Here is an 18,043-nt window from a genome sequence, read left to right as displayed (position 1 = left end):
AAACCATCGTTAAGGAGCATAAGGCCTTGGACAGAAGCTTTTCCGATGAAGTGCTTTTCAACATTGACGATGAAGATGACGACAAGGAAGCGGCCGGCCGGAAAAAGTCCTTTCCCGCCTTCAGCGACGAAGACTTCATAGCAGGCGAAGAAGAGGCTGAGAGCAAGGGTGAGGAGGGCACGCAGGAGCAGGCGCCGGCCTTCAAGTTCCCCAACAAGATAATCCAGAAGATCATGACCGAGGAACAGGAAGGCATAGCCCTCGAGGGAGAAGGCTATGAAGCCTCGGTGGATATGGAGGAGGAGACCAGGATCAGGGCAGAGATAGCCGCTGAGCTGGAAAAGAAAGGCGAGCTCTTCGAGCAGGAGCTGGCCCAGAAGGCTCTTGAGCAGCAGCCGAGCGCAAAACCAAAGCCGAAGCTGCCCAGGAAGAAAAAAAAGGAAGAGCCAGAGGAAAAGCCTCCCGAAGCCCTGAAGGAGGGGGAGCCCACGGCGCAGGAACCCGCCCCCGGGGAGCCTGACCATGAAACGGCAGAGCCTGCCCGGAAGACCGCAGAGGAGACGGCAGAAGAGCCGCAGGAGGTGGAAACGGCAGAGAAGGCCGAAGTGCCAGAGGCAGCTCCCGCCAAAAAGGCCGCCCATGCGGTGCGCCCCCCGGAAAAGACGGCTGCAGCCCATAAGACAAAGGAGACACCCGGCCAGAAGGCCCAGGACGGCCGGTTGGACATCGCCGCCGAGCAGTTCAAGAAAGCCGAGTTTTACAACAGTGAGGGCAAGGAGTTCCTCAGGCAGCACAAGCTCGAGCATGCCGAGGAGTCCTTCAAAAAAGCGCTCCACATCAATCCCCAGTATGCCGGCGCCTATAACAACCTCGGCTATACCTACAGCCTGGAGGGAAAAGTCGAGGAGTCCCTCGAGGAGTTCGAGAAAGCCCTGGAAAATGACCCCGACCTCCATGTGGCAAGGATCAACTTTGCGAACTCATGCCTGAGAGTCCAGGATTTTGAAACTGCCGAAGAGCAGTATAACTACGTGATCGCCGAGGGGCCCGAAGATCCCAGGATGCACTTTTACATCGGCCGCATCTGCGCTATGGCCCACCTCAACCAGAGCGCCATTGAAGCCTATCACCGCGTGGTGAAGGAAGACCCGACGAATGCCGCAGCCTTCAATGATATGGGAGTCTGCCATTCACGGCTCCAGAACTATGACAAGGCCCTGGAGAACTACCAGAGGGTCATTGAGATTGACCCTAATAACGCCATCGCATACAATAACATGGGCATCGCCTACGGGAAGAAGGGCCTCATCAACGAGAGCATCCAGTGCTTTGAGAGCGCCGTTTCCTACAAGCCTGATTTTGTCACGTCACTCTGCAACCTTGGCTTTGCCTACGGTCAGAAAGGGATCGTGGAGAAGGAAATCGAGCATTACCAGAGGGCCCTGGGGATTGATCCCGACAATCCGGAGGTGATTCACTCGCTGGGGCTCACCCTGCAGTCAAAGGGAAGCGACGAGGACGCCATAGATGCCTACAGGAGAGCCGTGGAAGTGAATCCCGAGTTCCCCCGCGCCCATTTTGACCTTGCCAATGTGCTGCAGATCAAGGGTAAAAATGACGAGGCCATCGAGGAATACAAGAAGGTGATTGCCCTCACCGGCACGAACCCCGAAGCCCACAACAACCTCGGGCTTGCCTACCAGCAGAATGGCAACATAAAAGAGGCTATTGAGGAATTCAAGCTGGCCGTCGCCGAGAATCCCGCCTTTGTCGAAGCCTACAACAACCTCGGGGTCGCCAACCACAGCATCGGCCAGCTCACCGAGGCAAAGCAGGCTTGGGGAAAAGCCATCGAGATTGACCCCATGTTCGCCGAAGCCTATAATAATCTTGGCACGGCCGAATTCATGGATAACAACCTCGAGGAGACCATCTCGTATTTCTCCAAGGTGGTGGAAATCCGCCCCGACGACCCCATGGCGCACTGCAGCCTGGGGAATGCTTACTACGTGCTCGGCGATATCGACAGGGCCATCGAGGAATGCTGCAACTCCATAGAGCTCGGCCCCAACGCCTGGGCCCATTTCATCCTGGGGAGCGCCTGCTATGCCCAGGGAATGTATGAAAAGGGGATCGGCGAATACAAGAATGCCATTGAGCTCCAGCCCGATTTTGTCGAGGCCCGGAGCATCCTGGGCGTCTGCTACTGCGAGCAGGGGAAGCTCGATGACGCCCTCGTGGAGTTCAAAAAGGCCAAAGAGGTTGACCCCTCGTATGCCGAGGCTTACTACAACACAGGAAACGTCTATAAGCGCATCGCGAAGATAGATGAGGCCATAGAGGAGTATAAGGCGGCCATCAAGCATAAGAAGAATTATTCCGACGCCCTCTATCAGCTCGCCCTTGTCTACGAGGGGAGAAGCACCGTCAATGCCATCCAGTACTGGAAGGCATTTATCGACAGCTCAATGAACAAACCAGGCGAGTGGGAAAGGATCCTGGAGGCAGAGGATCACCTGAAAATGCTCAAGGAAGCTCCTCCCTCATCATGAAATGCCAGCAGGGAAAGGTTCCTGAAGGCAGAGGATCACCTGAAAAATCTAAGGGAGCCCTCTTTTTCATGAGACGCCGAGAAGGCTTTGGCGGGCAGCGGCGAAGGAGGAAAACAGGTTAAAGGCTTTATCAAGCCCGACAAGTTCGATAATCTTGAATATCTTCCCCTTCCTGCAGATGAGGGAGAGCGTGCCTTCAAGCTCACTGGCGCGCTTCTGAAGGCCGATGATGACCCCGATGCCCACGCTGTCAATATATTCCAGGCTGTTCAGGTCAATGAGAAGGTTTTTCTTTGCCTTGCCCAGCAAGCGGTAAAGCTCATCCTTGGTATGAAGCACATCAGGATAGCCGAACTCACCTTTGAGCTCCACGTAAATCAGGTCTTCACTCAGGGCGCGGGATTCATATGACAGTTTCATCATGCGGCTCCATGGACTGGCTCATGATGCCCCTTCGACATGTTCTTTCACCTTTGCGAGGGCATCCTGGATCTCCTCGACAAGATCATAGGAGAATCTGATCCCTTTTTTGGTGGGCCTCAGCTCATCTGATTCTTTCTCGGTATAATATTCCCTCACGTCCACGTAATTACTGTCTTTCCATGTCGCTATCTTGACTACGAGAAACTTTCCGTATCCTCTTTCTATACGGGCAATCTCAACCTCATCTGACATGGTATTCACCACCTTTGATGCTGAAACTTGGCAATAGTAGGTACCTTCTTACGATACTCCAAAGGCTTCTCTTTTCCTTCTTGAAAAAGAAAAGGGGAAATTTTCTTACCGGGAAGGAAATGGACCCCCTCTCCGAGAATTGTATCAATGCGGAGAGACGGCTCATAAAAGGAGGATTTTATGGGTCTTGTCTCTTTTGTTGTGTGCAGGAGGGAATCCCGGTGCTCCAAACGGGAGAAGATAAAAGCCTGGAAAGAGCGGAGCACCAGGAAAAAACGCGCCAGGATCCATTTTGCGCAGGAACTGCCTCTCGAGACCTGCCCCCTCTCTTTTCAAGGTGAGCCCCGGAGGCTCACCATTGCAGAGCCGCTCTCATAGCGCATCCACAAAAGCCATCAAGGAGGAACTCCATGGAAAGTATTTTTTCTGTAATTCTGGTGACAATCACCTTCGTGTTCTGGGCTATTATCCTGTGCTTTCCGCCGGGAACGGGAAATACCCTTACCAAATATGACTATATGAGGCACATGGTGACCGTGAGGAAACTATGGCGCTCCCTGATACCGCGGCCCGGCATTCTTGGCCTTAAGAAGGCCGGCTAGAGCCCATAACCGGGGCCTTTGATCAGAGTCCCGGTGCGCGGTAGAAGAAAAAGGCCACGGCAAGAATAAAGTAGACGGCGAGGAGCAGCACCCCTTCAAACCAGTTGGACTCGCCGTCCATGGACACTATCGTGGAAATAATCACCGAGACCGCCACAGCGAGCACCTCGAAGGGCGTGAACACGAGGCTCATAGGCTGGCCCACGATGGTACCGAAAAGCACAAGCACGGGAGCCACGAAAAGAGCCACCTGAATTGAAGAGCCCTGCGATATATTGAGGGAGAGATCTGCCTTTCCCTTGAGGGCCACCACTATCGCCGCAGCATGCTCTGCGGCGTTTCCCACTATTGCCACGATGATGATGCCCACAAAAAGCTCCGTGAGAGAGAGCACCTTGGTCACCTCATGGATGGAATCGACAAGCAGCTCGCTCTCTATGGCCACAAAAATCGTGGTCACCAGCAGCACTGCAAGAGAGCGGCCCATGCTCCAGTGCATCTGCGCGCACTCATCAACGGCATCCTCGTCAGGAACGCAGAAGACATTCTTATGGGTATGGAGCGAAAAGACGAGTCCCAGGAAATACACGAAAAGCAGTGCTATGGCAACCCACTCGCTGAGGTGCACGACGGCAATGCTCCTTGAGTCCAGGTGACATGTGTAGGCAAACATGGCCGGCACCACAAGGCCTATGGTGGCAATGGTGAGCATCGAGGCGCCATTCCCCACGATTGCCTTGTTGAAGGGCTGACTCTTGTACTTGAGGCCGCCCGCCAAAAAGCTCGCCCCCATGACAAGGAGCAGGTTCCCGATGATTGAGCCGGTGATAGAAGCCTGCACCACCTCGATGTATCCCCTTGAGAGGGCGATAAAGGCGATGATAAGCTCCGTGGCATTCCCGAAAGTGGCATTCATGAGCCCCCCCACGGTGGGGCCTTTCTTCGAGGCTATTTCCTCAGTCGCCCTTCCCATGAAACCGGCAAGGGGGATAATGGCCAGGGCCGAAATAAAAAAATTAAGGGCTTTGGAGAAATGAAGGAAATGGAAAAGAATCGAGAGGGGCACAAAGATTAAAAGGACAAAAAATAATCTCATGGCATCTGTTCCTCGTGTCTTATAAGAGTCCCCTGATATAATTGGCTATTCTCCGCCCCATACCTTCATCAAAGCAGGGAAAGAGAGATCGGGCCCCGGGAAGGGGGCCTGTCATGAAGGCTTCGTCAGAGCGCCAAGAATTTCCAGCACCTTCCCGGTGGAGGGGATGTCGGCCATGGAGCGCCCCCTGTGGGCAAAGCGGACCACTCCTTCCTTATCAATGACGAAGAGCGCGGGGAGGCGTCCCAGGGCCAGCAGGCGCACCTCCTGCCCGTAAAGATCGGCCACCTTGTGATCGGCGTCGGAAAGACCGGGGAAAGGCATCGCCTCGCGATCCCAGTACCTCCTGAACTCCCCGGGGTCCTCGGGACCGATGGCTATCACCTCGGCGCCAAGGGCCCTGAACTTTTCATACTCATGGCGCAACTGCGTCATATGGCGGCGGCAGAAAGGTCATATGAACCCCCTGTTAAACACGAGGGCCACAGGTGTTGAGCCCTTATAGTGAGAGAGGGAGATCTCCCTGCCACCGGTATCCTTGAGAGTGAAATCCGGAGCCTCCATACCTTCAGTCAAAGCCATTGATGCACCTCCCTGTCATGCAGCGCGCTCCACGGCGGCGGCTATAAAATGGGGGGGCAACCAGCCCGGTGCACCCTCCCGGGATGCCGTGCTAAAAGGAATCGGTACCGCCGAGTTTCTTCTCAATATGGTCGAGCGACGTGGCAATCCTGTCCAGGATAAGGAAAAGCTCACCTATCTGCTCCCTTCCCTCCAGGCGCTCGGCGATGGCGGAGAGGTTGTTCCTGTAGTGGGACAGCTCCACGACCTTCATGCCCACCTCGATAAACTTCAGAAGGGTATCGATAGCCCTTGTGTCGCCTTCCATGGCCCGCTCCCAGAGATCGGCCTTGACCCGCTCTTCCAGCTTGAAAAAATTCTCCGAGGATGTCCGCTCCAGGTTGTTGATAAAGTTGTCTCCTCGCGCCATTGGTGTCTCCTGCCTGTTTCACTTCCGGAACCTTGGTTCCATGAAATAATTCGCCCCTGGGAAAGCTTACCCTGTTTAGAAGAAATTTTCAGGTAAAGTACCTCTGCAGCACATCGGGTATTATTTTCTCGGAATTGAAGGGGCGCCAATCTTGATCTGATTCCCTCATTAATGCTAAAATTATAGCATGCGGAGTACAAAAATTACTCACCAGGGATTGCCATGAAACGAGCAAGGACCTGTATCGGCAGCCTCATTATCATTATTGCAGGGATTGTCCTCTTCTCTCTCCTGCCGGGGACCACTGCATCAGGTCTCCCTATGGACATCTTCACCGCCCAGGCCAGCAGGGAATTTCCCGTCCAGGAACTTCAGGCCCTCCTCAACAAATCGGTATACGACACCGATGTTCCCGGCATCCTCATGGCGATTCAGACAAAGAGCACCATCTGGATAAGCGCCTCTGGCATTTCAGACCTGGAAACGGGCAAGCCCATGAGCCCCTATATGAAAGTGCGCATCGGGGGGATCACCAGGGTCTTCATGGCAGCCCTCATCCTGAAGCTCTCAGAGGAACGCCTCCTCTCACTCGACGACACCGTCGAGAAATGGCTTCCCGGCATGGTGCCGGGAGGCGGGAAAATCACCCTCATGATGCTCCTCTCACAGACAAGCGGCCTTTACAACTACGCCAATTCCCTGGAATTATGGCAAAAAGTGTACGAGAACCCCGGCTCGCAATGGGCACCTGAGGATCTTATGGAGATTATCGCGAAAGCCCCCCCCATTTCCCTCCCGGGAGTCTCCTGGTATCCCTCGAGCACCGATTATTTCATCCTGGGGCTCATTGCCGAGAAGGCGACCAAAAAGCCCCTTGAAGAAGAGCTCCGCAGCAGATTCTTTGGGCCCCTCGGCATGTCAGGCACCTCGCTCCCCAGATCGGGAGCCCTCACGCCCCCCTTTGTCCATGGATATACCTGGAACCCTCTTCAGAACAAGATGGAAGACACCTCGGCATGGGACTTTTCTTGGAAATGGCCATCAGGCTCAGGTGTGACGACGGCTATCGACATGCTCACCTGGACCAATGCGTTTGTCGAAGGGAGAGTGGTGAGCCTGGATTCCATGAAAAAAATGATGACCATTCTCCCTCCCTCCCGGGATTACGGACTGGGCCTCTATGTCAAAGAAAAGGGCGGCTGGGGTGAAAAGGAGTTATCGCAGAGCGGCGGAAATCCCGGCATGGGCTGCCAGTGGACCTACCTTCCCGATTCGGGCCGCATCGTGTTCGTAGCCATCAACAGGCTGGACATGGACTTCGACAAGCCCTCGGGAGGAATTGCTTTTATCAACGCCCTTATCCCAGGAGTGCGCGACATCCTCAACGAGCACAGATAGTCACTCCTTCCGGGTTCCGCGGGGAGCCGTCACATGTTCCATGGCGGTGCGCCTTGTCATGCTATTTAGCCCTCTTGCATTTCCTGAAAGGCATCTTGCCCCTCCGGTATTGCAGTTTTGGCAGAAAAGCCTTATTCTATCTATGAAAAGGAATTCTACAGGGCAGCGGGTGCCGAAGGGAGAGAATACCATGACGATACCACCGACGGGCATATCATTCCAGGCAGCGGCAGGCCCTTGACCGGATGAGCTCGCTTGCCAGGAACGGGATGCACTTCACAAGCCAGGACATGAAGGAGCTGCCCCCTGCCGAGGCTTTTGTGAGGATGATGGAAAATCCCTATGCCGGATACGGCGATCAGGTATGCTACAAAACCCATGAAAACGGATTCACCGTCATGGCCACGATGAGGCCGCCGCACCTCGCCCCTCTCGACATGTTCATTACCGGCACCAGGAAGGGCTATGTCTTCTACGACACCACCTCGGGGACTCCCGAGCCCGTGGGGAAGGCCGGCGACTTCATCACGAAGTTCAAGGACCGCCTGGACGAAGCGGTGGTCTGGGCCGTTGACGGGTCATACGTGACGATGGAAAAGGCCGAGGAGATAAAGGCCCGCATAGAGATTGAGGGCCTGGCCTCGGAGCTTGAGGCTCCAAAAGATTTGCCCTCTATCGAGGAAACTGACGACGTGGTGATCATCGGTGGCATAGTGCTTGAGAAGAGGCACTGACGGCTACTTCAGCCGCTCGTATTGAGAAGGATCCGCCCGGGGACTGAGAGGCGGATTTTTTTTTGCTCCTCTCTCCCCATGAAGCCAATGTCTATGCCTGCCTGCCTTCTCAGGGAAAAGCTTGACAAAAAACCATAGATAAACTATAATTAATTATGATAAGCTATGATTAATTATAATAAAGAGGTGTGCAGTGAGTGGCGATATTCTGGATTTTGAAGAGGCCGTCCTTTTCCTGAAGACTTCAAAGCCCACCCTTTACCGATGGGTCGGCGAGGGAAGGATCAGGGCCTTCAAGGCAGGGAGGGAGTGGAGGTTTTACCGGGCAGACCTGCTGAGTTTCATTGAATCGGGAGACCAGGAAAGGGAAGGGAGGATAAAATGGCTCCGCCAGGCGCGGGATTTCTATGAGGCAAGGCTCAGGGAAAAGGATATTGAGCCTTGAGCCCGATGAGGTTCCCCTATAATAAAAGGAAGGAGTGATTTTTTGTGAACAGCCTTGCACAGTTCACTACGAAAGACGAAGAGGAGCTCGTCGCCCATGAGCTGTCCCTCAGAATCGCCGTTGACGCCATCGCGGAGCGGACCTCTGACATCCACATAGATCCGGGCCAGAAGGAGGGCGTGATTAAATACAGAATCGACGGCCTCCTCCAGGAAATCTCCCGGCACCCCCTCCCTGTCATCTCAGTGCTCCTTGGGGTAATAAAAAAAGCTGCCGCTCTCAAGGCCGATGAAATCAGAACCCCCCAGGAGGGAATCGTCACCTTCACGACCGATAAGATCGACAAAAAGACAGTCGCGTATACACTGCGCATCGCCACATTCCCCACATGCTTCGGCGAGCGGATGGTGCTCAGGATCCTGGACCCGGGCAAGGTGAGCTTCCTCAAGGGTGACATGGGAACGCTGGGGTTCTCTGAAAAAGAGGAAAAAGCGATCAAATCGATTCTGGACAAGCCTTTCGGCCTCATCCTCTACACAGGGCCCACGGGATGCGGCAAGACCACCACGGCCTACGCATCACTGGGCTATCTCCATGAGAGAACAAAAGGCCGCTGCAGCATAATTTCCCTGGAAAACCCCATTGAATACCACCTGGAAGGTCTCGTTCAGACTACCGTGGACTCGGAATTCACCCATGCCAAGGCCCTCAAGGCCCTCATGTCACAGGACCCCGATGTCATCTTCTGCGGTGAGATCCAGAATGCCGAGACAGCCCGGCTCCTGATGACGCTCTCCCTCACCGGGCATCTCATGCTCTCTCAGCTCCACTCGAGCGACGTGGCGGGGGCGCTGAAAAGGCTTGTTGATATAGGCATAGAGCCCTACCTGCTGGGCATGACCATTGAAGGGGTCATAGCCCAGCGCCTCATGAGAAAGATCTGCCCTCACTGCAGGGAGGAAGTGAAAAGCTCTGCCGAAATCGCGGGGAGCATCCCGGGAAAGGGGGATTCCCCGGCCGTGCTTTACCGCGGCAAAGGATGTGCCCGCTGCCATCATTCAGGCTACCTGGGAAGAACAGCGGTATATGAAATCCTGCCCCGCCACGAAAAGCTCCCCGAGCTTCTGACGAGGAACCTGTCACTTGCCGAGCTGAGGGAGGAGCTCAGGCCCCTCTTCCTCGCGACGCTCCGGGAGAGCGCCCTCTGGAAGGCCAAGGAAGGGATAACTACCGTTGAAGAGGCCCTCCGCTGCTCGATGGTGTAGGCGCTTCCTGTTCTCAGGCACCGAAATCAATTATACAGAAGTTTCCTTTCACCGGTTCAGACATTATGGAATCTTTGCTTCGGCATGTAACGGCGATGCGACAAGGGCAGTCTTCCCTCCCATGGTGACAAGAAGGAATATCTGGAAAATGAGAAAAGTGTGTACTTATGGCAAGAGGCATCATCCCCTTTTTTCTTTTTCTCGCGCTTCTCACCGCAGGGCTCGAGGCGCGCAATCAGCAGGGCGACAGCACTTATAATATAGAGAGCATTGCATTCTCCCCTTCCATGAAAGTGCTCGCCGCAGGGGGTGACGGGGGAGTTTTTCTGTGGGACATGGGCTCGGGGAAGCTCCTGCATCGCTTTGAGCCGGGTACTGTGGCACTGACGCCTGACGGGAAAACCGCCGCCTCAGGGACCTATGGGGAAGTGTCTCTCCATGAGCTGCCATCTGGCAAAATGGCGGGGAAGCTCAAGGGACCAGGGGCAAATCTCCATGCCCTCGCCTATTCACCCGATGGATCCCTTCTTGCGGGAGGCTTCGGCGACGGCACCGTGTGGCTCTGGGATACAAGGAGCAGAACAAGATATGCCGTCCATACCATCAAAGGCACCCCGGTGGAGCATGTTGCCTTCTCCCCTGACGGGACGCTTCTTGCAGGGTGCGGCTTCAATAATTGTCCGCGCGTCTGGGATCTTGCCGGGGGAAGAGCACTGGAGCTCTCATCTCCGGGTGAGCCGAAACCCATGCTCGCCGGTATAAAAGCCATGGCTTTTTCACCTGACAGCAGAACCATTGCCTGCTGTTACGCAAAGACATCAGAAACCCCCAATACCATAGTAATATGGGATGCAAGAAAGGGGGGGCTTCTTGAAAAATTCAGCTCCGGCGACAGGAGCGAGAGGGAGTCAATCGATTCAATTGCCTGGTCCCCTGACGGTCGCTTCCTTGCCACCGGGTTCGATGGGGGGAGCCTGTATCTATGGGATGCAAAGAACCACTCGGTCCAGAGCATACAGAACCTCAGGGCGAACCATATGCTTCCCGTAGCTTTCTCAAAGGATGGAAGGGTGCTGGCCGCCGGAGCAAAAAATATGGCCGTGCTCATAGATCCGGAGAGCGGCCAGGTGCTCCAGACCCTCTCACCGGAGCCCAACTATGTTTATACCCTCGCTTTCTCTCCTGACGGTACGTGCCTCGTGGCAGGCTCTGTCGATGGAGCCCTCAGGATGTGGGACATGGAATCAGGCGAGCTGAAGAAGATCCTGCTGAGGCACACCGGCTGGATAAGCTGTTTTACCTGGCTTTCCGGGAGCCCCGTGATGGCCAGCGGAAGCCCTGACGGAACGCTGAGGCTCTGGGAATTTCCCTCGGGCAAGCACCTGCGCGCCCTTGTGAGAAAAAGAGAGGCCGGAGACGGCTCATTCTCCCAGTGGCTGGACTCCCTGGCTGCGCTCCCCGACGGCACTGCCATCGCGGCCGCCTATTACGACGGCTCGCTCCTCTTCTGGGACCGTAAAACAGGCAGGGAGAAAAGCCGGGCCAAGGCTGATAAACTCCACACCCTGGCCGCGCTCCCTGCCATCAGAGCATTTGCCCTTGGAGGCTCCTCGCTCTCCTTTCTGGATGAGGAAGGGATGAAGCCTGAGCTGCCGTGGGCACCGCAGCCGGATCCGGTCTATGTCATGGCTGCATCTCCCGGGGGAAACCTTCTTGCCGCCGCTTCATTATGCGGAGCCGTCAGGATATGGGATGCCCTGTCAGGAGCTCTGCGCTGCACCATTGGCAAGGGAGACTGGTGTCTCAACTGCCTGGACTTTTCCCCCGGGGGGAAGAGCCTGGCCGGGGCAGGAGACGACAACCTCATCCATTTGTGGGATACGGAAACCAGCAAGGAAACGGCTTTATTCAGAGGGCACAGCGATGCGGTGCGGTCAGCCTGTTTCTCCCCTGACGGGAAATCACTTGCAAGCGGCGGTGATGACGGCACAGTGCGCCTCTGGGATATCAGCACAAAAAGCCAGGTGCGCTCCTTCCCCATGACCATGCTGAAGCCTTCCCAATAAAAGACACGCGCCATAATCGGCTCCAGCCTTGTATACCGCCCATGTCATTTCGACAGGTTCCCGCTCTACCGGCGCACAATATTCCATCACTGCGACTTTTCTTGTTTACAAAGACCTGATATAATAATATCTGAACGACAGAAAGGGAGGCACTGCCGGGATACTATTCCCGGGAGCCGGTTTATTACAGGAGGCGCTCGTGATTGAGAATTCTGCAAGCGTGGTCTTATGCACCTACAACAGGGCCCATCTGCTGAAAAACTCCCTCGTCACCTACAAAAAACAGACCACAAGGGATTTTGAGCTTATCATACTGGACGACGGCTCCGAGGATGATACCGAGAGCCTGGTGCGCTCTTTCTCAGGTGATCTCGCCATCCGCTATGAGCGGCTGAGTGACAAGAAGCCCGGTGAGTGGAGAGATGCCGGGGCCATTATCAACCGGGGCATCATCATGTCACAAGGAGAATTTGTGTATATCACCCACCCGGAGGTCATGGTATGCTTCGACTGCATTGAAAACGCCAACAGCGCGCTCCGGGAGAATGAGAATGCATATTTTAATGCCCGCGTCTACTATATGACCCCGCACTTGCAGAAGAGACTGGAAACCATTGACTGGCAGTCCGATTTCTACCAGGTAAGAACCATGGAAAATTTTTACAGAGACTCCCCTGACGGGGAAGAATACCTGGGGATGACCGGGAATCAATATTACACGCCAAAAATCGTTGAAACCATAGAATGCTGGGAATCCTGGGTATTTGGAGGCATGACGAGGAGGGCATGGAAAAAGTTCGGGGGACTGAACGAATCTCCCCACTGGGGCACGGTGGATTATGATTTCCAGCAGCGCCGGCGGATGAACAGATGGAAGACCGTCTCACCCAGGGATATCTATGTAATCCATCAGAACCACGACACAAAGGTGGGAAAATTCGAGCCCACGAAGCGGAATCGCGATTCCATGCTGGCTGATGCCCTTGACAAGTATGGGAAAAAGAGAAATTTCCTGAAAGATATGGAGCTATAGTGCCCTGTTTCTGTCAATCCTCTGCGCCGTGCGACGAGAGAAGCTTGACTATCCCTTTGTAACCGTTAATCTCCGCCATGTGCCGCGGTGTCCTCCCTGATTTGTCGGGTGCCGCGGCATCGGCACCCCGTGAGATAAGGAGCTCCACCACTTCTTTATGGCCGAATCCGCTTGCCATGTGCAGCGGCGTCCTGCCATCCTCGGCTTTTGCATTGACATCGGCACCTCTGGAGATAAGAAAGTCCGCCGCTTCCCTGCAGCCTCTGGCACTGGCCCTGTGAAGGGCAGTGACACCAAATTTTCCCCTTCCGTCAATATCGGCGCCACTCGAGACAATGAGCTCCGCTACTTCTTTATGCCCATAGCTGCTTGCCATGTCCAGCGGTGACCTGCCATCGCCGGCCCTTGCCTTGACATCGGCACCCCTCTGGATGAGTATCTCCGCCACTTCTTTCCAGCCATAGCTGCTTGCCTCATGAAGCGGTGTCCTGCCATCGCCGGATTTTTCGTTGACCCCGGCACCCCTGGATATGAGGAGTGCTGCTATTTCTTTGTGCCCGCAGCTGCTTGCTCCGTGGAGAGGAGTAATGCCATCTTTATTCTTTCCATTGACACGGGCACCCCGGGCAAGGAGAGCTTCCACTATTTCATAGTTCCCTTTGCAGCTGGCCAGGTGAAGAGGTGCAAAGCCATGGTTATCCTCCCCATTGACCTCCGCTCCGCGGGAGATGAGCAGATCCGTCACTTCTTTCTGGCCATTAATACCCGCGTAGTGAAGCGGCGTCCAGCCATCTTCCGTCCTGGCATTAAGCTCCGCTCCACGGGAGATGAGCAGATCTGCAATTTCCCCGGTGCCTGCCCAATGAAGAGGGGTCGCAAGCTTACTGTCTTTTGCGCAGACCTCGGCGCCATTGCGGATGAGCAGATCCGCGATTTCTCCGCTGTATGCCCAGTGAAGGGCCGTTATGCCATCATCGCTCCTTACATTGACGCCGGCTCCTTGTGAGATGAGGAGCTCGGCTATTTCTCTCTGACCTTTATGGCAGGCAGCGTGCAGAGGAGTGATGCCATAGTTTCCCCTCGCATCGACTGTTGCTCCTTGTGAGATGAGGAATTCGGCTATTTCTCTCTGACCATTTTCGCTTGCCCCGTGCAGGGGAGTGTAAGTCCCCATTGACTCACTGCAAGTGGCATTCACGTCTCTACCTGCTTTGAGGAAGAGCTCTACTGCCTCCAGATTCCCCTCCCGTATCTGACTCAGGAAAGCCTGGCCGGTAAAAGGGATATTTTCCCTTTTCAGTTCTTCCTGTGCCCGTTCTTTTTCACCGATCACGGTCTCTCTCTTTTCATCATTCAAGTGTCGCCCCCTGGTTTTCGCAAAATAGTATACAATAGATTTCTGAAAAAGTCCAAAATTTTAACAAAAACATTTCACTGAGGGCTTTCCTGTGATAGGCGACCAAGGCGAGGGCCAGCTCTGGCATGACCCATGAGAGCCTCCCCAAAAGACTAGACTTTTTCTCATATGAATCGGGACAAGAGAGCGATATAATGAGAGTCGTTGTGATGGTGCACGATGAGGAAAGAGGAGGGAAAATGAATAAGCCATTCACTGTGATAATCGTCTTATGCTGCTTGTTTCTTATTGGGTGTGCAAGTGAAAACGAACGCGCTCGCATTGCATTAGAGAACAAAAATATTCCTTATACTGATGAGGATTTTATCGAGCAGGTTGGAGCAGGAAACCTGGAAGCAGTGAAACTCTTTATAAAGGCAGGAAAGGATGTCAATACTAAGGATAAATATGGCCGTGCCCCTCTACACCTGGCAGGCGACATAGAAGTAGCCAAGTTTCTCCTTTCCAAGGGTGCTGATGTGAATACAAAGGACAATACCCGCTGGACCTCTCTAAACTATGCATGCTGCAAAGACCAAAAAGAACTGGTAAAACTGCTTCTTTCCAAGGGCGCTGATATCAATACCAGAGATAACGATGGCATTACCCCTCTTCAAATGGCAAGCACTGTAGGTTATAAAGAAATAATAGGCCTCCTCAAAGCCCACGGCGCGAGGGAACGGCCTTATTGACCTCCTCATGGCTGAGCCACGAGGGCCAACTCTGCTTTGGCTCTGGAGCCACAATGAAGCAACCCTGCCGGGGAAAGTTCACAAATCTGGCACAACCCCTGAAAACCCAGTAACTTCGTAAATGCCCCGGAGCCTTAGAAATAAAAGAAGCCGGGGAGCCGATTCGAACGGCCGACCTGCTCATTACGAGTGAGCTGCTCTACCACTGAGCCACCCCGGCGTCTTTGCCGTGGCAGGATTATAGCACACTTTTTCCCCTATGTAAAGAGTTTCTGCCGGGCATATCATATCACCTTATCTCAGGGACTTCTCCCGGATCTGCCTGCACCATCGATGGGCTCAGCGGCAGGATCCTGAAATACCTCTGCTTCCGCAGAGGGGGCTCCCGCCTGAAATTATTTTTCTTCCCACCCCCTTTCCCTCAGGTCTCTCCATTCACTGCCGCAGGGCGCCTTTTCTCTTCGCTGGATGGGCCTTCAGAGGCTTAGAGCGAAAAAATCGCCCAACAGACCTTTCCATCCCATAGAGGGGCATCTGGTGATGGTCATGAAACCCAGTAATCACAATACATTCTGCAGACAGCTCTTTTGACTCGGCATCTATTATAGGGTATAATAAAATAAAGGATACATATGTTACTCATGACAAGTGAATCACTTATGAAAGGAGGATTATCGTGAACACGCCGGCCGGCTCTCACCTCAGAATGGCCCCACACAGGAAGGCTGCTCGCCGCGAGTATCCCGGCTATGAAGCCGTGATGGGGGGCGGGCAGGTCTTCCAGGCTGCCCCTGGTATGCCCCTGGTGACCTATGGCGCCGACGAGGTGCTCTCACGCGCTGACAGCCGGCACATATTCCGGGATCTCACCGGGGAGGTCCTGGACTGGAACCTCTGGTGCCTCTCTTCCGCCGGGGTCAGGCTCGATCTTCTCATCGGGGAGGCACTTCTTTCTCTACACGGGAAGCTCGAGAAGCTCGGCTATGTGCGTGTCGGCGACTTTGCACGCGAGGAGCTGGGCCTCTCATCCAGGAGCGGTTATGAGCTGATGAGGAATGCGAAGGCCCTTCAGAAGCTCCCCCTCATCAGGGAGGCTCTTGAACAGGGGCTTCTGCGCAAAAGCGCGCTGCGGTATCTTTTCCAGGTCGTGACGCCCGAGAACGAGGCGGAGTGGCTCTCAAAAGCCATCGAGTGCACCATAAGACAAATTGAAGAGGAGGTGAAGTGTTTTAAGTCCGGTGCCGAGGGAAGCGGCATCAATTCATTTGCTGCCGCCGATGACGACGAAGAGGATACAGGGAGCCTCGCGGTAAGCGCGCGGGTTCCTTTTTCCGTTGCCGCGAAATGGGACCGGGCCTTCGAGGTGTTCCGCAGGATGGAGGAGGCGGACCTCCCTTCGGAGTCGTTCGTGGAGGCTCTTATCGCCGAGTTCGTCGCTTCGGCGCCGCTCGAAGGTCTCGGGGATCCTGGCACAACGGTGCAGTCTCCGGAGGATTCCGATTCCGGGACAGGGAAGCCTGAGGCTCGGGAGGCCGCGGGAGCTTCTCTCTGCCGCTCGCAGGGGAAAGACTCCCAGGGAGCCTGCGTCACCCACGGCGAGGGGGCATACTCTCGGAATAGCCTTGATGCTTCCGGCACCAAGGAGAACGGAACCGATCCCGCCATCGAGAAGAAAGCCCTTCTCCTTGGCGCCCTGGCGGGTGCCATCGGCTCCCTCGATGACGAGGCCTCCTTCGGCGAGAAGGAAAAGGAGCTTGCACGGCAGGTCCACAAGGACCTTGAAGAGGTGTCGCACCTGTGGGAGTTTCTCCCATGGAAGCCCGTCACCACTGAGCTTCCCGGGGAGTTCCAGGCTTCCGGCGCCCAGGCGACCCCTCCTGCCGATCCCTTCGAAACCGTCGCACGGCTCAGGAATATGGCGGCCCTCCGCCATTCCCTCTCCTTCTACCAGGGGCGCCTCCTTCGGACTCTCAACAATTTCGGGCTCTACAGGGACATGCTCTTCCTCTCCCTCGGGCACTATACCAGGGAGCGCCTGGGAATGTCCCGCAGCACCGCGTATTCCCTCATCTCAACAGAAAGGAGCTATCTTGAGTATCCCGATATGCTGGACCTCGTGCAGGCGGGGAAGCTCACCCCTGAGCAGGCGCGGCATCTTGCCAGGGTATTCAATGAGGGGACCCGCGTCAAGGGGGCGTGGCTTGACTACGCCCGGGAGGTCCCGGTGGCCACCCTCATGCAGGCTGTCGAGGGATTCCTTCGCTTCGCGAAGAGGGCTGTCCACAAAAAGTGGGATATCGCTCCCGAGGCCTTCGAGGTGGCCGTCACGGGGAGGTCCGTCAAGAGGATTATCCAGGCTGATTCAAATGCCCATGAACCCAATGGGGATATGGGTTTGGATGCCGCAGTCCAGATTTCCGCACAGCAAAAAACAGGGGAAGGGGGAGATAGTTCCGGGGGAGCCGTCATCTGGGAGGTCACCCGGGGCAGGGAGCACCCCGATCTCCCCGGGATTCTCTCGATCCTCTCGGGAGAGACCCCGAAAGAAGGGACCTTCGGATCAAATCCCTCAGACCGGGGCGCCATCATCCGCTTCTTCATCAAAAAAGATCTTATCCCCCTCTGGAACCACGCGGTGAGACTCTGGGCCGCCGGCAGACCAGAAGAGGCCGCCGAGGGCGGGCAGGAGCTCGCGCTCTTCATCGAGGCCCTTCTTGACACCTTCCTCGCCGCCTGGGACCTCCCCGAAAAGCGCGATATCCACCACAGGACCCTTGCACGCGACGGCTACCAGTGCCAGGCTCCCGGCTGCAAGTGCCGGCGCAACCTTCATTCCCATCATATCATCTTCCGCTCACACGGGGGGAGTGACAGACTTCACAACAGAATCACCCTCTGCATGGCCCACCACCTCAGGTGCGTCCACGAGGGGCACCTCATCATCAGGGGCAGTGCGCCCCATGACCTTACCTTCTTTACCAGCGGCAGCGGAATCCGCTCACCATTGAAGCCTATGGGGGACCTGTAGGACTTGTGATGAGAGGCCAGGGGCTATTCTCCTCTTCAGCAAACATTGGATTTTGTCCCTACAGGTGCAT

General features: G+C 55.2%; 17 protein-coding genes and 1 tRNA gene. 11 read left to right on the top strand and 7 right to left on the bottom strand.

Annotation, left to right across the window (positions count from 1 at the left end; all coding sequences use genetic code 11):
- Window positions 1-26 precede the first annotated feature (26 nt).
- The gene (locus tag RDV48_02940) at window positions 27-2,552 is read left to right on the top strand and encodes a tetratricopeptide repeat protein (protein ID MDQ7821731.1); all 2,526 of its coding nucleotides are present in this window, start codon (window positions 27-29) and stop codon (window positions 2,550-2,552) included.
- A gap of 66 nt (window positions 2,553-2,618) precedes the next feature.
- Here RDV48_02940 and RDV48_02935 read toward each other — a convergent pair whose 3' ends face one another.
- Together RDV48_02935 and RDV48_02930 are read right to left on the bottom strand one after the other, a co-directional pair.
- Window positions 2,619-2,975 carry an STAS domain-containing protein gene (locus RDV48_02935; GenBank protein MDQ7821730.1) on the bottom strand — a complete coding sequence of 119 codons (357 nt, stop codon included), beginning with the start codon at window positions 2,973-2,975 and terminating at the stop codon, window positions 2,619-2,621.
- Window positions 2,976-2,993: 18 nt separating this feature from the next.
- Window positions 2,994-3,227, bottom strand: coding sequence for a transcriptional coactivator p15/PC4 family protein (locus RDV48_02930; protein ID MDQ7821729.1), 234 nt, complete (start codon window positions 3,225-3,227; stop codon window positions 2,994-2,996).
- Between the two features lie 180 nt (window positions 3,228-3,407).
- On the opposite strand from RDV48_02930, the gene RDV48_02925 reads away from it, so the two are divergent.
- Together RDV48_02925 and RDV48_02920 are read left to right on the top strand one after the other, a co-directional pair.
- Complete coding sequence (locus RDV48_02925) at window positions 3,408-3,605, top strand: hypothetical protein (GenBank protein MDQ7821728.1); 198 nt, start codon at window positions 3,408-3,410, stop codon at window positions 3,603-3,605.
- 32 nt (window positions 3,606-3,637) lie between these two features.
- Window positions 3,638-3,829, top strand: coding sequence for a hypothetical protein (locus RDV48_02920; GenBank protein ID MDQ7821727.1), 192 nt, complete (start codon window positions 3,638-3,640; stop codon window positions 3,827-3,829).
- Window positions 3,830-3,851: 22 nt separating this feature from the next.
- Here RDV48_02920 and cax read toward each other — a convergent pair whose 3' ends face one another.
- The 3 genes from cax to RDV48_02905 all read right to left on the bottom strand — a co-directional run bounded on the left by cax (window position 3,852) and on the right by RDV48_02905 (window position 5,916).
- Window positions 3,852-4,925, bottom strand: coding sequence for a calcium/proton exchanger (cax, locus tag RDV48_02915; GenBank protein ID MDQ7821726.1), 1,074 nt, complete (start codon window positions 4,923-4,925; stop codon window positions 3,852-3,854).
- 111 nt (window positions 4,926-5,036) lie between these two features.
- Window positions 5,037-5,489: a peroxiredoxin family protein gene (locus tag RDV48_02910; GenBank protein MDQ7821725.1), complete on the bottom strand. Its 453-nt coding sequence runs from the start codon at window positions 5,487-5,489 to the stop codon at window positions 5,037-5,039.
- 109 nt (window positions 5,490-5,598) lie between these two features.
- A complete protein-coding gene (locus RDV48_02905) occupies window positions 5,599-5,916 on the bottom strand; it encodes a hypothetical protein (protein MDQ7821724.1) in 318 nt (105 codons plus the stop codon).
- A gap of 222 nt (window positions 5,917-6,138) precedes the next feature.
- Here RDV48_02905 and RDV48_02900 point away from each other — a divergent pair, with 222 nt between their 5' ends.
- From RDV48_02900 to RDV48_02875, 6 genes are all read left to right on the top strand, one after another.
- Window positions 6,139-7,314 carry a serine hydrolase domain-containing protein gene (locus tag RDV48_02900; protein MDQ7821723.1) on the top strand — a complete coding sequence of 392 codons (1,176 nt, stop codon included), beginning with the start codon at window positions 6,139-6,141 and terminating at the stop codon, window positions 7,312-7,314.
- A gap of 245 nt (window positions 7,315-7,559) precedes the next feature.
- Window positions 7,560-8,048: a hypothetical protein gene (locus RDV48_02895; protein MDQ7821722.1), complete on the top strand. Its 489-nt coding sequence runs from the start codon at window positions 7,560-7,562 to the stop codon at window positions 8,046-8,048.
- A 193-nt stretch (window positions 8,049-8,241) separates the two neighbouring features.
- Complete coding sequence (locus RDV48_02890; GenBank protein MDQ7821721.1) at window positions 8,242-8,493, top strand: helix-turn-helix domain-containing protein; 252 nt, start codon at window positions 8,242-8,244, stop codon at window positions 8,491-8,493.
- Window positions 8,494-8,537: 44 nt separating this feature from the next.
- A complete protein-coding gene (locus RDV48_02885) occupies window positions 8,538-9,758 on the top strand; it encodes a GspE/PulE family protein (GenBank protein ID MDQ7821720.1) in 1,221 nt (406 codons plus the stop codon).
- Window positions 9,759-9,925: 167 nt separating this feature from the next.
- A complete protein-coding gene (locus RDV48_02880; GenBank protein ID MDQ7821719.1) occupies window positions 9,926-11,824 on the top strand; it encodes a WD40 repeat domain-containing protein in 1,899 nt (632 codons plus the stop codon).
- A 199-nt stretch (window positions 11,825-12,023) separates the two neighbouring features.
- Window positions 12,024-12,857, top strand: a complete 834-nt coding sequence (locus tag RDV48_02875; GenBank protein MDQ7821718.1) for a glycosyltransferase — start codon at window positions 12,024-12,026, stop codon at window positions 12,855-12,857.
- Window positions 12,858-12,870: 13 nt separating this feature from the next.
- Here the strand turns inward: RDV48_02875 and RDV48_02870 are convergent, their stop codons facing one another.
- Complete coding sequence (locus tag RDV48_02870; protein MDQ7821717.1) at window positions 12,871-14,214, bottom strand: ankyrin repeat domain-containing protein; 1,344 nt, start codon at window positions 14,212-14,214, stop codon at window positions 12,871-12,873.
- Between the two features lie 194 nt (window positions 14,215-14,408).
- Between RDV48_02870 and RDV48_02865 the strand changes: the two genes are divergently transcribed.
- Window positions 14,409-14,945: an ankyrin repeat domain-containing protein gene (locus RDV48_02865; protein MDQ7821716.1), complete on the top strand. Its 537-nt coding sequence runs from the start codon at window positions 14,409-14,411 to the stop codon at window positions 14,943-14,945.
- Window positions 14,946-15,093: 148 nt separating this feature from the next.
- On the opposite strand, the gene RDV48_02860 is transcribed toward RDV48_02865, so the two are convergent.
- Window positions 15,094-15,165 (bottom strand) — tRNA-Thr (locus RDV48_02860).
- 456 nt (window positions 15,166-15,621) lie between these two features.
- Here RDV48_02860 and RDV48_02855 point away from each other — a divergent pair.
- Window positions 15,622-17,973 carry a hypothetical protein gene (locus tag RDV48_02855; protein ID MDQ7821715.1) on the top strand — a complete coding sequence of 784 codons (2,352 nt, stop codon included), beginning with the start codon at window positions 15,622-15,624 and terminating at the stop codon, window positions 17,971-17,973.
- Window positions 17,974-18,043 lie beyond the last annotated feature (70 nt).

It is taken from the genome of Candidatus Eremiobacterota bacterium (assembly GCA_031082125.1).
Classification (GTDB): Bacteria; Vulcanimicrobiota; CADAWZ01; order CADAWZ01; family Ess09-12; genus Ess09-12.
The sequence above is the reverse complement of the archived record's forward strand: the minus strand, read 5'-3'. Positions and strand labels throughout refer to the sequence as shown.

What these genes read in the sequence shown, in the direction of transcription:
- RDV48_02935 (MDQ7821730.1), bottom strand. Translation starts at nt 2,975, where the DNA reads ATGATGAAACTGTCATATGAATCCCGCGCCCTGAGTGAAGACCTGATT.
- RDV48_02930 (MDQ7821729.1), bottom strand. Translation starts at nt 3,227, where the DNA reads ATGTCAGATGAGGTTGAGATTGCCCGTATAGAAAGAGGATACGGAAAG.
- RDV48_02925 (MDQ7821728.1), top strand. Translation starts at nt 3,408, where the DNA reads ATGGGTCTTGTCTCTTTTGTTGTGTGCAGGAGGGAATCCCGGTGCTCC.
- RDV48_02920 (MDQ7821727.1), top strand. Translation starts at nt 3,638, where the DNA reads ATGGAAAGTATTTTTTCTGTAATTCTGGTGACAATCACCTTCGTGTTC.
- cax (MDQ7821726.1), bottom strand. Translation starts at nt 4,925, where the DNA reads ATGAGATTATTTTTTGTCCTTTTAATCTTTGTGCCCCTCTCGATTCTT.
- RDV48_02905 (MDQ7821724.1), bottom strand. Translation starts at nt 5,916, where the DNA reads ATGGCGCGAGGAGACAACTTTATCAACAACCTGGAGCGGACATCCTCG.
- RDV48_02900 (MDQ7821723.1), top strand. Translation starts at nt 6,139, where the DNA reads ATGAAACGAGCAAGGACCTGTATCGGCAGCCTCATTATCATTATTGCA.
- RDV48_02895 (MDQ7821722.1), top strand. Translation starts at nt 7,560, where the DNA reads ATGAGCTCGCTTGCCAGGAACGGGATGCACTTCACAAGCCAGGACATG.
- RDV48_02880 (MDQ7821719.1), top strand. Translation starts at nt 9,926, where the DNA reads ATGGCAAGAGGCATCATCCCCTTTTTTCTTTTTCTCGCGCTTCTCACC.
- RDV48_02865 (MDQ7821716.1), top strand. Translation starts at nt 14,409, where the DNA reads ATGAGAGTCGTTGTGATGGTGCACGATGAGGAAAGAGGAGGGAAAATG.